The sequence below is a fragment of the Pelagibius sp. genome (genome assembly GCF_028289705.1).
Taxonomy (GTDB): domain Bacteria; phylum Pseudomonadota; class Alphaproteobacteria; order Kiloniellales; family Kiloniellaceae; genus Pelagibius.
Genome location: NZ_JANQOI010000180.1, coordinates 1 through 13623 on the forward strand (window position 1 = coordinate 1; position 13623 = coordinate 13623).

Genomic DNA, 13623 nt, shown 5'->3' on the forward strand with positions numbered 1-13623 from the left:
CGCGGCGTCGCGGTCCTCAACCGTAGTCCCCGCTACGCTTTTCGGACCGCTCCTGGCGGCCCGGACGCCTGAACACGACGCAGACCGTGGAGGGGGGGAGAAGTGCGGGCTAGAGGAATGCCTGCAAGAGAAAGGCCGCGGCAACGGCAGGGACCAGCCACAGGGCCGCGGTGATTGCATAGCCCAGAACATTGAAAGCGCCGGTGATCGCGCCTTCGCTGAACAGCCGGCCGAAGGCCCGGCGTTCGCGGCCCATCAGCAGGACAAGGTAGTAGCGGCGTTTGCCGATCGGGATGGAGCGGCGCAGTTCGACCGCATGCTTGGCGACGCCGCGGGCGCCGAACATCGTCTTGATGGCGGCACATTGATCCGGGGTGAAGCTGGCCGCCAGGCGCGGATCGATGCGTTTGAAATAGTGTTCGAGAAAGGGGTCGCGCGGGGCAGTTCGCGGGTCCGACGGTCCTTTGGGCTCGTTCTGCGCCGGGCTTGCGACGTCATCCGAAGCGGCGGACTGCTGGAACATTCTGAATGGGCCCCATGGTCAGGTTGAATAGTCCCAAGGAAAATGTCACGCCAGCCTCTAAGAAGCTGTTAAGGACTTGCGGACTTTTCGCCGAACTTCGTTTAATTCCCGGGCATTGCGCAGGGCTGTGGCGGGACGGGTGCAAGCGGCTGGCGGCGTGCCTATATTGAGGTGGCCGCGCCGGGGCCCCGTGGGACCATCGACAGGCGCGGGTCGAACTGAAAGGACCGAGCATGACAGCAAAGGCGAGCCCCTGGATCAGGCCCACCGTCGACTACGGGCCCCTGGCGGTGTTCTTTGCGGTCTACTGGTTGAGCGATCTGATGACGGCGACCCTCGCCATCATGATCGCCACCGCCGCGGCCCTGGCGCTTTCCTACCTCAGCGAGCGCCGGCTGGCGCCGATGCCGCTGGTCACCGCGGTCGTGGTGGGCGTCTTCGGCGGCCTAACGCTCTGGCTTGAGGACGAGACCTTCTTCAAGATGAAGCCGACCATCGTGCAGGTCCTGTTCGCGGCCGTTCTCTTCGCCGGACTGCTGTTCAAGCGTCCGCTGCTGAAGCCGCTGCTCGGTTCGGCCTGGCCGCTGGACGAGGCGGGCTGGAACAAGCTTTCCAGCCGCTTTGCCTGGTTCTTCGTGGCCATGGCCGGCCTCAACGAAGCGGTTTGGCGGACCCAGTCGACCGACTTCTGGGTCACCTTCAAGGTCTTCGGCATCATGGGGCTGACCTTCGTCTTCGTGATCTCCCAAGTCTTCTTCATGCGTCACCACATGATGAACCTGGAAGAAGAGGAGCAAGGACAGGGCTCCGGCGGCGTCAGCGATTAAAGGAAAATAGACCTGGATTGGATTTCAGACCGCTCTACGGAGCCGGGCCTCAATAATCATGGTTGTCGGACTTGGAGTTTATTCTATCTGCTTGAGGTAACTTAGTAACTTTCAGCATTTATTAACCGCAGCTTTCCTAACGTACCCCTAAGCATGCAGACCCATGGTGTCATGACGGGGTACATATCATGATATTCTCAGCCTTGCGCAGGAGCGCCCTGCGCCCGCTGGCGGCCGCCCTGGTCCTTGCCGCGATCACAGGATTTGCGCCCGGGCCGGTCGAAGCGAAGGTGGTGCTGACCTTCGGAACCTACGCGCCGGACAAGCCTTCGGCGATGGTTGCCCAACTTCGGCCCACGCTCAATGCCATCGCCCGCGAAGCTTCGGAGATCCTGGGCGAGGACGTTGAAATCAAGATGCAGCTCGTGAAGGGCTATGAAGCCGGCGTCGCCCTCATCGTCAACGGCGAGGTCGATTTCACCCGCCTTGGTCCTGCCTCCTACGTCTTCGCCAAGGAGGAAAATCCTGGGCTTTCGGTGCTGGCGATGGAGAGCAAGAACGGGGCGAAATCGTTCAACGGGGTGATCGCCGTTCACCGCGACAGCGATCTCAGCAGCGTTGAGCAGCTCCGCGGCCACAGCTTTGCGTTTGGCTCCAAGCGCTCGACCCTTGGGCGATACTTCTCGCAGCTCACCCTGATGCGCGCCGGGCTCTATGCCCGCGACCTGGAGCGCTACGAGTACCTCGGCCGCCATGACAAGGTCGGCCGCGCCGTCGGATCGGGCCTGTTCGACGCCGGCGCCCTCGAAGAAACCACCTTCGAAAAGCTGGTGAAGAAAGGCGTTCCGATCCGGGCGTTGAAGACCTTCCCCAACTCGACCCGGCCCTGGGTTGCCCGCGCCGGCCTGGCTCCGCGCGTCCGCGATGCCCTGCGTCAGGCGCTTTTGAACGTCGATGACCGCACTGCCCTCCAGGCCTTGCGGTTCGACGGTTTCTTCGAAGGCAGCGACAGCGACTATGAGCCGACGCGCGATGCCATCCGGCAGAACCCGCAGTTCTTCGCCCAGTTTCAGTAGCTCCGGGGGGCCGACGGCACCCGCAAGCGGTATATGAAACCACATGCTTCCATGCCCAGAATTACCGGGCCCGAAGGCGATGCCGAACACCGGCATCGCCTTCGTCTCGGCACACAGCTGCTTCTGGGTCTGGCGGCCTTGGCCATCCTGCTCGCCACGCTGGCGGGCTATATCATCCGCCACACCGAACAGGGCTACCTGACCAAACAGGCCGCCCAGGAGGCGGAGAAGAAGTTCGACCTCATCCGTCTCTCCTCCCTCGAAGACATCATCAGCGAAGACCTGCCGCGGCTCGAAACGACCATGAGCCAGATGATCGTCCGCGACCCCGATCTCTTTGCCGCCGAGATCGTCAACGAGGACGGCACGGTGCTCTATGCCTGGCAGCGCGCCCTCGGCCAGCCGGAGGAACTCTTCCGGATCTCCAAGTCGGTCGCTTTCGCCGGTGAAACCTTCGGGCGGATGACTTTTTCCTGGGACCATTCGCGTCTGCAGGCCCAGATCGCCAAGCACACCTTCCTGATCGCCGCCGCGGTCGGCGGCGCCTGTCTGCTGCTCTCACTGCTCATCTTTCTTCTCGTGGACGCCTTTGCCATTCGCCCGGTCAACCACCTTTCGGACCGCCTGCGCAGCTTCAGTCTGGGCATCTTCTCGGCGCCCCGCTCGATGCCGTCCTTCACCTCGGCGGAGCTGGCGCAGCTCGACGAGGCGGTTCAGTCGGTCGGCGCCCTGCTGGCCCAGAAGGCCCAGCGTGAAGTCGAGTTGGAGGAGGCCCGCGACCTTGCGGAGTCTGCCAACCGGGCGAAGACCTCGTTCCTGGCCAACATGAGCCATGAGCTGCGCACGCCGCTCAACGCCATCAACGGCTTCTCCGAGATCATGGTGATGGAGATCTTCGGCCCGCTGGGCGATCCGCGCTATGCCGACTATGCCAAACAGGTGCATGGCTCCGGCCTACATCTGCTGGCGCTGATCAACGACATCCTCGACATCTCGAAAATCGAGGCGGGCAAGGCGGACCTCTCCGTCGAAGATGTGGACTTCGAGGCCGAGGCCGTCGCCTGTATCGAGTTGATTCAGGAGCGGGCGAGTCAGAACTCACTGCGCCTGGTGGTCGACATGGCGGCAGGCCTGCCGATCCTGCGCGCTGACGGGCGCCGCCTGCGCCAGGTTCTCCTCAATCTGCTGAGCAACGCCGTGAAGTTCACCAAGCCTGGCGGCGAGGTCACCCTGGCCACCCAGTGGTCGGCGGCCAAGGGCCTGAGGGTCATGGTGCGGGACAACGGCATCGGCATTCCCGACGACAAGATGGAAACGGTGATGCAGCCCTTCGGCCAGGTCGAGAACGCCTACACGCGCCAGCACGAGGGCACCGGCCTCGGGCTTCCCATGGCCGCCGCGCTGGTCCGGCTCCACGGCGGCGAGCTGGCGATCGAAAGCGCCCCGGGCATCGGCACCACCGTGACCTTCGTCCTGCCGGCCAGCCTGGCCAAGCACGAAAGCGACGCGCCGGCCGCGGAGGAGCGGCCCCAAGCCGTCGCGATCGGCGGACGCTACAGCTAGCGGGAGCTGCTTGTCGAAGGGCGCCGCGGTGCCGTGATCAGCCGCCGCATTCCTGACGCCAGTTGCGCGGAATGGCGTCGGCGACGGCCTTGGCAAAGTCTCCCAAGGGGCACATCACCGAGTCGCAGCCGGGCACCAGAATTGCCTGGGCGGCCTCGTCGGTCACGAACTTCAGGCGCACGGCGAAGTCACCCTTCGAGAGCTCATGGAGCTCGAAGGCGTAGTGGGAGGCCAGGGCCGGAACCCGGCCTGAGAACAACGGCCCGCTGGTCCGCGCGGTCTCGATGCCCAGGGCCGCATCGACGCCCAGCATGGTGCGCTGATGGCCCGAGTAGAGATAGAGACGTCGGGCATCGGGGTGGGCCTCTGTGACCCTGGCGAAACGCTTCAGCACCTCACCGACGAAAGAGCCGCCGGTCAGTCTGCCGACGCTGGGACCGAGGAACTGATGGTGATAATTCCAATCGGCCAGCGCGCGCATCCGATCCATGTCTTCCCGGGTGATCCCCTCGGGCAGCGGCAGGTTGTGCTGCAGGTTTGCGGAAAGGGGTTCGTAGACCTCGTTGATCAGATAGAGGGCGGCACCGGGGCTCTTGCCTTCGTTGACCCCCATGACCGCGGACACGCGCCTCAGGAAGGGCTCGTGCTCCTTGCCCTGTTGTTGGTAGAGCTCGGTGTTGGGCAGCCGCTTGACGAAGTCGCGGTAGCGCTTGCAGGCGGCGCGTCCGGTCCAGGGCCGCATCACCGCGTCGTTTTCCAGGGCGACGGCGTGGATCGGCACCGGCGTGAAGGCCAGGTCGGCGCGCGGCGCGGCCTCGGCATTGGAATCGTAGATCGAGGGGTCGGCACCGGTTCCCAAGGGATAGAGGCCGAGCACCAGCATCTGTGCCGATTGCAGACCGCGTTCGGTGTTGCTGGCACGCACATAGAGCTCGTCGCGGTGATAGCGCTCGCTCAAGAGGCCCAGCTCTTCGACATAACGCTTTCGCAGCCGGACCCCCTGGTCGAACATCTGCCGCGCGCCGAGCGAGGTGAGCTGGCTGAAGCCCATGGGCCATTCGGTGGCGTTCTTCGGCGGCGCGTACTTCGGCGAAATCATGCCGTGCCGGTATAGGAGGGCGGCGGCGCGGAGCGTTTCCTTGTCGTTTTGTGCCGACGCTCCATCCTGGGATCTGACGTCGCCGGCGTGTCCCAGAAGCAGCAGGCCCGCGCAGCCGAGGACAGCCGTAAGCCGCCGCGCAGTCTGCTTCAAACCCAAAGGCTGAGTGTTCATTGAATCTCCTGATTGGTTTGGCGCAAAGCACGCGCAGGCAAGCTCTGTGGAACGAAGACCATAGTCTTGTCGCCTCAGAGCGTGCGGCTTGCCCGCAGGCGGCGGCTGCGGAACTGGTCGAAGCAACGTTCCAGCGACACGGCGTACTTCGAGAAGGTGCGTTGCTGCAGGCCCAGAGCATGGAAACGGGACAGCAGGATCCGTGGGATCTGATCGTTGTACTTGACCTCGAGGACCGTTTCCCCGCCCGGAAGACCTTCGACGCAGCTGTCCGGGGGTGTGTCGGGCCGGGTCGCGAGGCTGCACTGCAGCCTGCTGTCCAGGGTGATTCGCAGGCTCTTGTACAGGCTGCTGAAGAAGGCCTCGCGGTGGTAGATCACCGTGGTGGCGGGCTGCAGGTTGAAGCGGTCGGCAAGGTAGGCGAACTCCATGGCGACGGCATCCCGGCTGTCGCCGAAAACGGCCCCGGGGCTGGCCCCGTTCAGCAGCGCTTCGGCCATCCCTTGGTCCAAGCCCGTGCGCCGCTTGGCGACAATGCGGTCGTAGCGGCCCTTCAGTTCCAGGAAGGTCGCCTTGGCCGGCGCGCCGTAGGCCGGACGATAGAAGCGCAGGCGCGGCTTGATGCGGGCAAGCTGGCCTTCGTGCTTTTCGCTGTAGTAGCGGTAGTTCGGCGTATCGAAGTAGATCGAGTGGTTGATGTAGCCGCCGCTCTCGCCGTTGTTGGCATCGGGCTCCAGAAGCCCGGCAAGCGCCCCGCGCACCCGCGCCACGTCGCGCGCCGCAACCAGGTATTTGATTTCGTATCGATTGGTATAGGCCTGGGGCAGGCTGGGGCCGGACAGCGCGCCCGGCGCGGTGGCACCATTGGGCGCGCCGCCGCCGCCGAGAACCAATTGATCGATGGCGGCATCGCGCTTGGGATGGCGCCGGTTAGACATTCACCGCGCCTTCCCCGACCAGCAGATTGATGGACTGGGGATTGATCTTGCTGCGCAGCTGCTCGACGAAGTCGTCGTAGCTGGTGCGGGGCTTCAGCTCGATCTCGTAGACCACGTCCTCGGTGGCCGCGTCGTCGCCGGCCCGGCTGATGGAGACGACGGCAAAGTGCCGGCAGTGCTGGCGGCAGATCTCCGCCACGGCCTCCTTGTCCTGGGGCTGCAGACTGAGCTTCAGCACGTAGGAGCGATGGTCGAGATCACCGAACTTCAGCAGATGGAAGCCGAGCAGGACGGCGCCGAGGAAGCCGGTGAAGATCGCGGCATAGAGATGGAAGCCGGTTCCCGCTGCCATGCCCACGGCGATGGCCGCGAAGATGAAAACCAGATCGCGGCTGTCCTTGACCGGGGTGCGAAAGCGCACGATGGACATCGCGCCGACCAGTGCGAAGGCCCGGGCAATCTCTGAACCGATCACGATCATGATCAGGGACACGATCAGGCCGACCAGGACGATCGCCTGGACGAAGGACTTGGAGTAGGAGTAACCGCCATGGGTGCGGATATAGAGCCAGGCCAGGGCGAAGTTCAGAACGACACTGGTGACCAGGGCAAGGACCAGGTCCGTCAGGGTAACACTCGGGGCAAGCTCCAGGGTGGTCAGCAGATCCTGCGGCAGGTCTTCCATATAGGCGCCATCTCTCTACTTGATCGATCTGAACATCCGGAAGACCCCTGCGGCGAGCGCCCCCCCAAGTTCTTGATTCGCAAATACAAGCCGCAGGTTCGAAAACCTGTGACTCAACCACTGGCTTAAGTTACTTCGGCGATTCGCAAAATACCAAGATGAATTATGGCAGATTTGTTGCAAAATTGATTACTGATACGTTATTCCCGCAATAAGAGCGTTAATTAGGCCATACTTCCCATTTCATGTCCTATTCCTGAGCGTTTCTAAGCAGTCTCTGTAGATTCGAGGCCTTGGAGGGTCCGGCCGGGCCGTATGGAGTACAACCGCCGCCGGGCGACAGCACGGCGCGCCAGCCTCCTGAAGCCCGCGATCCGACGAAAGCGCTCTAATGAGAGAAGATTTGGGTGCGCCACCAGGGGGTCTGACTGCCCTCCTGGCGCCTTGCGTCCTGGGCCGCGGCGGGCGAAACCGGATGGCGCGCCAGCAGGGCCTGCCGCAGGCGCGGGCCCAAAAGACCGAGCAGGGCGTCACCCACCGACTGCGGCAGCCAGTCGCGTTCGACGAGCTTCTCGTGCACCGTCTCGTCGTCGGCAAAACGGCTGAGACAGCGCTGCAAGGAGGCCTCGTCGATCTCGGCGCTGCGGTTTCCCAAGAGGGAAAGCACCACCCGGGCACCGGCGAGCTCGATGAGCGCGCTGCCGACCGCAGCCGGCAGGCCCGGCCGCGCCGCGATGGTGACCCTCTGGCTGGCATCGCCGCTCCACACCAGCTTCACCAAGTCCTCGTCAGTGAGCAGCGGCGAATGGGCAATGAAGGGCAAGGCCACGGAGGGCTGGTCGCTGGCCAGGGCGAGCACGATGTCGTGGGGCAGCACGGTGAGCGACTTGACGGCATCGCAGAGACGCCGCCGTCCGGCCTCGTCGCTGTCGCGCAAGGCCTGGCGCAGCAGGCCAGCCGCCGCCGCGGCGTCTTGGGGTGAGGGTTCTTCATCGCGCAGGCGCAGGGCCTGATGCAGAGCGGCCTGTAGAAGAGCGCCGTCTTCGTCTGCGGTTGCTGGCTGTGGGCTTGCGGAGTCCGGTCTGCGGATGAAGGGGGGCATGGCGACGTCCGCTCCGGACCTGGGAAAGGCTTCTTTACCCGGGGTTAAACCCCGGCCGATGAGCGGGAAGTATCGGTGCGATTTCGTAAAGGAGATCCTAACGGGGGCGGCCGGCGTTTCTCTGTATCTGCAGCCGGCAAGTGATATTCTTGCCACGACACAAGACTTTTACGGGAATCGCGGAATTTTGTGGACTTCCGACCGGGCGGCACCTCCGCGCGTGAACCGCTTGAATTCGCAGCCCCCTCTGTGGCCCGCGGACGGTTGGCAGACATGGCACGATATGGCGGCGGCCTGGTGCGTCGCTTGTCAGCGGTCCGCCATGTCGGTCAGGATGCCGGTTCGTCGAGAGGAGATACCTGGGTGCACAAAACGGGGAGCCACCGGCTGGAGGCCTATCTGGACCGCCTCTTCGGGTTTGCCGTCAGCCTGGCCGGAGACCGCGAGATGGCCCGCGACCTGGTTCAGGATTGCGCCGTCAAGGCGCTCTCCGCGCGGCGCGTTCCGCGCGACGAGCCGGCCTACCGGGCCTGGCTGTTCCGGGTGCTGCGCAACGGTTTCATCGACAGTCTGAGGCGCGATCGGCGCCGGCCGGAGACCGTCGAACTGGACGGTGAAGAGGCGCCGCTGCCACAGGTCAGGGAGGAGGCCGCCCTTTGGCGCTGCGACCAGGAGCTGGTCAACCGGATCGCCGTCAAGCTGGCGATGGATCGCCTGAACGACCGCGACCGGGAGATCATCGCTTTGATCGACGTGGCGGGGCTCACCTACGGCGAAGCCGCGCAGGTTCTGGCCATACCCGTGGGAACGGTGATGAGCCGCATCAGCCGGGCGCGCCATGCTCTGCTTGCGGTGCTCGGTGAAAGCAATGTCCGCGTCCTGCCGAGGCGCGCAAGTGGAGGGTCCGCGTCGTGAATCCCGACGAGCCCACCTGGGAAGATCTCAACGCCTACGCCGACGGCGAGTTGAGCGACGAACGCGCCGCCGAGGTGGCCGCCGCCCTGGGGCGGGACCCGGAGCTGGCGGACCAGCTCGCCGTGCTGCACCGCCTGAAGGGGGCGACGCAGGACATGGCACGGGATCTGGCCCAGGACGCGCCGGCCGATCTGACGGCCGCGCTGCCGGCGGTCCAGTCTCGCCCCGCGGCCTGGATCCGCTCCGGCATCGCCCTTGCGGCGGCCGTCGCTCTGGTCATGCTGGTCGGCTCTCTGTGGATCTTCGTGAAGCCGCCGCCGCATCCGCATGAGGTCTGGGCCGACCGCGCCTGGGACGCGCACGCGCTGTGGGACGTGGCGGCGGAGCACCGGCCGCAGGATCAGCCGGCGGCCCTGCGCGCCGCGCAGCAGAAGGTCGGCCCGGCCGCCTTTGTGCCTGATCTGCTGTCCGCCGGTCTGGTCTTGGAACGGGTCGCCCAGGGCCCGAAGATCGATGGCCGCCTGTCCTTTCATCTCGGCTACCGCGGCGCCCGGGGATGCCGCCTCAGCCTCTTCATGCTGCCCGGCAGCATCGGCCTGACGGCGCAGATGCAGGATCTCGGCGTGGCGGAAACCCAGGTCCCCGGCCGTCAGGCCGTGGCCTGGCAGGCCGGCGGCGTCAGCACGCTGCTGCTGGCGGAGGGCATGGACCCCCTGCGCTTTGCCGAGATTGCCAGACGGATCTTTCACGCCAGTCTGGAGCAGCGCACCTTCGATGCGGAAACGCGCCAGGCGCTGCAGCGCAGCCACAGCGAAAGCGAACGCTGCCGCGCCTGAGCCCGGACGCGTTCCGATGGCGCTGCCGCAGTCGGGCAATTCGTCGCTGAACCGAAGTTTCTTGGAATAGTTCGCTGCCCGGCGGCGTTTCCTCCCTTATCCGCGGGCTGCCTGCAGTCCGCTTTCGATGACTGCGTCGATGGTTCAGGGGGCTCGCCGCAATGAAAGTCCCGCACGACAGAGAGGAGGAGTGAGATGGCACGTCGCATGGGTGAACGTGGTCTTTACGAACTCTATGAGGAGGATCCCGAGCGCGCCGACTATCTCGTATTCGGGCGCGTGTCCCATGCCGACCGGCGTGGGTTCCTGCGCGGTGCGGGGCTTGCGGCCATGGGTGCCCTTGTCGGGGCGGGCATTCCCTTTCATCGGAATATGCCGGCTGGTCTGATCCCTGCCGCCTTCGCGGCGGAGACCGAGCTTGAGCTCTTCGAGGGCAAGGATGGCCTGGTGCTGCTGAACGACCGTCCGGTCAACGCCGAAACGCCGCCCCACCTCTTGGATGATTCGGTCACCCCCAACGCCCGGCACTTCGTGCGCAACAACGGCATCGTGCCGGACATGGCGCTGGCGATGAACGCCGAGGGCTGGCGCCTTACCGTCGACGGCGCCGTCGACACGCCGCTGGAACTCAGCCTCGACGATCTGCGCAGCCGCTTCGAGGTGGTGAAACTCAAGCTGCAGATCGAATGCGGCGGTAATGGCCGCGCCGGCTTCAATCCGCCGGCCAAGGGCAACCAATGGACCCTCGGCGCCGTGGGCAACGCGGAGTGGACCGGCGTGCGCTATGCCGACGTGCTGAAAGCCGCCGGGGTGAAGGGCGACGCGATTTACACCGCCCACTACGGCATGGACGGCCATCTTTCCGGCAATCCGGACAAGCTGCCGATTTCCCGCGGCGTGCCCCTGGCCAAGGCCATGGAACCGCACTCGCTCATCGCCTTCGAGATGAATGGCGAGCCGATCCCCGCGCTGAACGGCTTTCCGGTGCGCACCATCTGTCCGGGTTGGCCGGGCTCGACCTCGCAGAAGTGGCTGCGGCGCATCCAACTGCGCGATGTGGTGCACGACGGGCCCAAGATGACAGGCACCTCCTACCGGGTGCCGTACTACAACGTCGCCCCCGGCACCAAGGTCGACAAGCAGGACTTCAAGATCATCGAGTCGATGCCGGTCAAGTCCCTGATCACCGCGCCGCAGAGCAACCTGACCCTCGATAGGCGCGAGCTGCAGGTGCGCGGCCATGCCTGGGCCGGCGACCGCAGCGTCGCCAGGATGCACATCTCCGTCGACTTCGGTGCAAGCTGGATCGAAGCCGATCTCGACGCGCCGCCCAATCCTTACTCGTGGCAGGACTGGCGTGCCACGGTCCGCTTTCCCGAGAAGGGTTACTACGAGATCTGGGCCCGGGCGACCGACGACCAGGGCCACATGCAGCCCTTTGCCGTGAACTGGAACCCCAAGGGCTATCTCAACAACTCCATGCACCGCATCGCGGTGACTGTGAGCGCATGAGGCTGCGGGTGTTCCTGCCGCAGCGGCGGCGGACCGGATCGCTGATGCTGGTGGCTGGTCTTGTGATCGGGCTTTTGACGGCGCCGGGCCAGCCGCTGGCCGAGGACGATCCCTTCGGCAGCGACTGGCCCGAGGGGCCGGGCCGTGAGGAAACCGGCTACCTCTGCGGCGCCTGTCATTCCCTGCGCCTGGTCACCCAACAGGGGCTCTCCCGCCGCGACTGGGACGAGACCCTGGACTGGATGGTCGAGGAGCAGGAGATGGAGCCCCTGGACGCCGAGGAGCGCGAGATCATTCTCAGCTACCTCAGCGAGCACTTCGGGGTTGACCACCGCCCTGCCCGCCTGCAGGCCGTGCCGGGTTTTCAAGCGATCCCTACCAATCAGTAGATAAATCGTGGTTTCCCCTTATTCGCAAAGCTGTCCGGCCGCTGCCCGCCGGTGCGGCGGAGGACGCCCACCTGCTGCTGAGCAAAAGGGGTAGACCGGGCTTCATCTGCGCATAGCGTGGCGCGCGGCCCTACCCCCAAAGGAACTACCCCCACGGCGCGATTGCCCCCGCACGCGCCCCTTTTCATACTCTCAGTTGACGTTCCGTCAGGTTCGGGCATCGGGGGGTGCCGCAGATTGCGGTCTGGAGACAGCTTTGTCGTGCCGCGGGGGTAGTGTTCATGGGAGCAACGACCGAGAAGATCGTGAGGGCCTTTACGCAGGGCTCGCCAAACGAACGGCAGGCCGTGCTGGCCGCCATGCCGCCGACCATGACCCGGGAAGTGGCGATCCAGCTTGCCGGCTCGGACGAACCGAGCATTGCGGTAGTGGGTCTGGACCAGATCACCGCCGATCATGTCGGCGATCGCGACCCGGAGCTCTGCCTCAGCCTGGCGACGGCCTGCTACCAGGTCTGCCGGCGGCTTTACGAGGACCACGGCGCCGGGCCGGCGCAGGTCTATGTCAACACCGCCGGGCGCAGCGCGCACTTCGTCATCACCGCCCTGCGCAGCCTGTCGCGCTACCACGAAATTCTGGAATTCCTGGAGGGCGCCCTGCCCTGGCTGGAGGCGGCGCGCCATCACAGTCATCTCACCGACCTGATGATCGCCCGCATCGAGGCGCACCTGCAGCTCAGCCACGAAAGCGAGGCGGCCGCCCTGCTCTTGCAGGTGCCCGAAGAGCTGCGCAGCCAGGACGTGCGCTTCGCCTCCCTGCGGCGCCGCCTGAACTTGGCCTCGGCGCAGGATTGAGCCGGCCGCCGCGCCAGCCGCGATCGCTGCTGCGCGCTACTGCATCACCCGCTGAAAGGCGATGCCGGAGGCATTGAAGAGATGGCACTGGGCAGCGTCCAGGCCCGCCGGCATCTGATCGCCTTCGCGCACCTTGGCATCGCCCTCGCTGCGCACCACCACGGTCGCGCCGTCGGGCAGGGTGACGTAGGCCAGATTGGAATCGCCCAACTGCTCGACCACATCGACGCGGCCGACCAACTGTGAGGCGCCGCCGCCGGCCAGCAGGTGTTCCGGCCGCACGCCGAGGGTGACCTCGTCGCCACTGCGCGCGTCGCCGACCCTGACGGCGATGCGGGTTTTCACCTCGCCCGGCAGCGCCACCTCCACCGCCGCCTCGTCGACGGCGGCAATCGAGCCCTTGACGAAGTTCATCTTCGGCGAGCCGATGAAGCCGGCGACGAAGAGATTGTCGGGATGATGATAGAGATCGAGCGGGGAGCCGATCTGCTCCACGTTGCCGGCGTTCAGCACCACGATCTTATCGGCCAGGGTCATGGCCTCCACCTGATCGTGGGTCACATAGACCATTGTGGCCGCCATCTCCTCGTGCAGCTTGGCCAGTTCGATCCGGGTTTGGACGCGCAGCGCCGCATCCAGGTTCGACAGCGGTTCGTCGAACAGGAAGACCTTGGGCTCGCGCACGATGGCCCGGCCGATGGCGACGCGCTGGCGCTGGCCGCCGGACAGCTCCTTGGGCTTGCGCTCCAGCAGGTGGTCGATCTGCAGGATGCCGGCGGCGCGGCGCACGCGGGATTCGATGGTGTCCTTGCTGGCCTTTGCCAGCTTCAGGCCGAAGGCCATGTTGTCGTAGACCGTCATGTGCGGATAGAGCGCATAGGACTGGAACACCATGGCGATGCCCCGCTGGGCCGGGGGCAGTTCGTTGACCAGCGCGCCGTCGATGGTCATCTCGCCGGCGGTGATTTCCTCCAGGCCCGCGATGAGGCGCAGCAGGGTCGACTTGCCGCAGCCCGAGGGACCGACGAAGACGACGAACTCCCGGTCGGCGATCGTCAGATCGACGCCGTGAATGGTCTCGATCTCGCCGAAGGACTTGCGGATTCCCGTCAGGACCACCTCAGCCATGG

The 13623-nt window shown here is 65.4% G+C and carries 14 protein-coding genes; 8 read left to right on the forward strand and 6 right to left on the reverse strand.

All coding sequences use genetic code 11. From position 1 onward, the window contains the following. Positions 1-109: 109 nt before the first annotated feature. Positions 110-523, reverse strand: a complete 414-nt coding sequence (locus tag Q0996_RS22620) for a hypothetical protein (protein WP_299625422.1) — start codon at positions 521-523, stop codon at positions 110-112. Positions 524-756: 233 nt separating this feature from the next. On the opposite strand from Q0996_RS22620, the gene Q0996_RS22625 reads away from it, so the two are divergent. The 3 genes from Q0996_RS22625 (at position 757) to Q0996_RS22635 (ending at position 3989) form a co-directional block, all read left to right on the forward strand. Then, positions 757-1350, forward strand: coding sequence for a septation protein A (locus tag Q0996_RS22625; protein WP_299625425.1), 594 nt, complete (start codon positions 757-759; stop codon positions 1348-1350). A gap of 203 nt (positions 1351-1553) precedes the next feature. After that, on the forward strand, positions 1554-2426 hold the full coding sequence (locus tag Q0996_RS22630) for a PhnD/SsuA/transferrin family substrate-binding protein (protein WP_299625428.1): 873 nt from the start codon (positions 1554-1556) through the stop codon (positions 2424-2426). A gap of 51 nt (positions 2427-2477) precedes the next feature. Further along, positions 2478-3989: a HAMP domain-containing sensor histidine kinase gene (locus tag Q0996_RS22635; protein ID WP_299625431.1), complete on the forward strand. Its 1512-nt coding sequence runs from the start codon at positions 2478-2480 to the stop codon at positions 3987-3989. Between the two features lie 37 nt (positions 3990-4026). Here the strand turns inward: Q0996_RS22635 and Q0996_RS22640 are convergent, their stop codons facing one another. From Q0996_RS22640 to Q0996_RS22655, 4 genes are all read right to left on the reverse strand, one after another. Continuing rightward, positions 4027-5262, reverse strand: a complete 1236-nt coding sequence (locus Q0996_RS22640) for a histidine-type phosphatase (protein WP_299625434.1) — start codon at positions 5260-5262, stop codon at positions 4027-4029. Positions 5263-5336: 74 nt separating this feature from the next. Further along, a complete protein-coding gene (locus tag Q0996_RS22645; RefSeq protein ID WP_299625437.1) occupies positions 5337-6200 on the reverse strand; it encodes a polyphosphate polymerase domain-containing protein in 864 nt (287 codons plus the stop codon). After that, positions 6193-6885 carry a DUF4956 domain-containing protein gene (locus Q0996_RS22650; protein ID WP_299625440.1) on the reverse strand — a complete coding sequence of 231 codons (693 nt, stop codon included), beginning with the start codon at positions 6883-6885 and terminating at the stop codon, positions 6193-6195. Before Q0996_RS22650 ends, Q0996_RS22645 begins: the two co-directional genes overlap by 8 nt. Before the next feature lie 388 nt (positions 6886-7273). After that, complete coding sequence (locus Q0996_RS22655; RefSeq protein WP_299625442.1) at positions 7274-7987, reverse strand: DUF2336 domain-containing protein; 714 nt, start codon at positions 7985-7987, stop codon at positions 7274-7276. A gap of 363 nt (positions 7988-8350) precedes the next feature. On the opposite strand from Q0996_RS22655, the gene Q0996_RS22660 reads away from it, so the two are divergent. The 5 genes from Q0996_RS22660 (at position 8351) to Q0996_RS22680 (ending at position 12493) form a co-directional block, all read left to right on the forward strand. Then, positions 8351-8902: an RNA polymerase sigma factor gene (locus Q0996_RS22660; protein ID WP_299625445.1), complete on the forward strand. Its 552-nt coding sequence runs from the start codon at positions 8351-8353 to the stop codon at positions 8900-8902. After that, positions 8899-9738 carry an anti-sigma factor gene (locus Q0996_RS22665; protein WP_299625448.1) on the forward strand — a complete coding sequence of 280 codons (840 nt, stop codon included), beginning with the start codon at positions 8899-8901 and terminating at the stop codon, positions 9736-9738. Before Q0996_RS22660 ends, Q0996_RS22665 begins: the two co-directional genes overlap by 4 nt. A gap of 195 nt (positions 9739-9933) precedes the next feature. Next, a complete protein-coding gene (locus Q0996_RS22670) occupies positions 9934-11250 on the forward strand; it encodes a sulfite oxidase (RefSeq protein ID WP_299625451.1) in 1317 nt (438 codons plus the stop codon). Beyond that, on the forward strand, positions 11247-11639 hold the full coding sequence (locus tag Q0996_RS22675; RefSeq protein ID WP_299625454.1) for a hypothetical protein: 393 nt from the start codon (positions 11247-11249) through the stop codon (positions 11637-11639). The genes Q0996_RS22670 and Q0996_RS22675 overlap by 4 nt, the downstream gene beginning before the upstream one ends. 281 nt (positions 11640-11920) lie before the next feature. Next, positions 11921-12493, forward strand: coding sequence for a hypothetical protein (locus Q0996_RS22680; RefSeq protein ID WP_299625458.1), 573 nt, complete (start codon positions 11921-11923; stop codon positions 12491-12493). Between the two features lie 36 nt (positions 12494-12529). Here the strand turns inward: Q0996_RS22680 and Q0996_RS22685 are convergent, their stop codons facing one another. Further along, entirely contained in the window at positions 12530-13621 is a 1092-nt protein-coding gene (locus Q0996_RS22685; protein ID WP_299625461.1) for an ABC transporter ATP-binding protein, read from the reverse strand. Between the last annotated feature and the right edge of the window lie 2 nt (positions 13622-13623).

Bases quoted from the DNA above. Each gene is read 5' to 3' on its own strand.
- Q0996_RS22655 (WP_299625442.1), bottom strand. From the start codon at position 7,987: ATGCCCCCCTTCATCCGCAGACCGGACTCCGCAAGCCCACAGCCAGCA.
- Q0996_RS22650 (WP_299625440.1), bottom strand. From the start codon at position 6,885: ATGGAAGACCTGCCGCAGGATCTGCTGACCACCCTGGAGCTTGCCCCG.
- Q0996_RS22680 (WP_299625458.1), top strand. From the start codon at position 11,921: ATGGGAGCAACGACCGAGAAGATCGTGAGGGCCTTTACGCAGGGCTCG.
- Q0996_RS22635 (WP_299625431.1), top strand. From the start codon at position 2,478: ATGCCCAGAATTACCGGGCCCGAAGGCGATGCCGAACACCGGCATCGC.
- Q0996_RS22625 (WP_299625425.1), top strand. From the start codon at position 757: ATGACAGCAAAGGCGAGCCCCTGGATCAGGCCCACCGTCGACTACGGG.
- Q0996_RS22670 (WP_299625451.1), top strand. From the start codon at position 9,934: ATGGCACGTCGCATGGGTGAACGTGGTCTTTACGAACTCTATGAGGAG.
- Q0996_RS22675 (WP_299625454.1), top strand. From the start codon at position 11,247: ATGAGGCTGCGGGTGTTCCTGCCGCAGCGGCGGCGGACCGGATCGCTG.
- Q0996_RS22640 (WP_299625434.1), bottom strand. From the start codon at position 5,262: ATGAACACTCAGCCTTTGGGTTTGAAGCAGACTGCGCGGCGGCTTACG.
- Q0996_RS22685 (WP_299625461.1), bottom strand. From the start codon at position 13,621: ATGGCTGAGGTGGTCCTGACGGGAATCCGCAAGTCCTTCGGCGAGATC.
- Q0996_RS22620 (WP_299625422.1), bottom strand. From the start codon at position 523: ATGTTCCAGCAGTCCGCCGCTTCGGATGACGTCGCAAGCCCGGCGCAG.
- Q0996_RS22645 (WP_299625437.1), bottom strand. From the start codon at position 6,200: ATGTCTAACCGGCGCCATCCCAAGCGCGATGCCGCCATCGATCAATTG.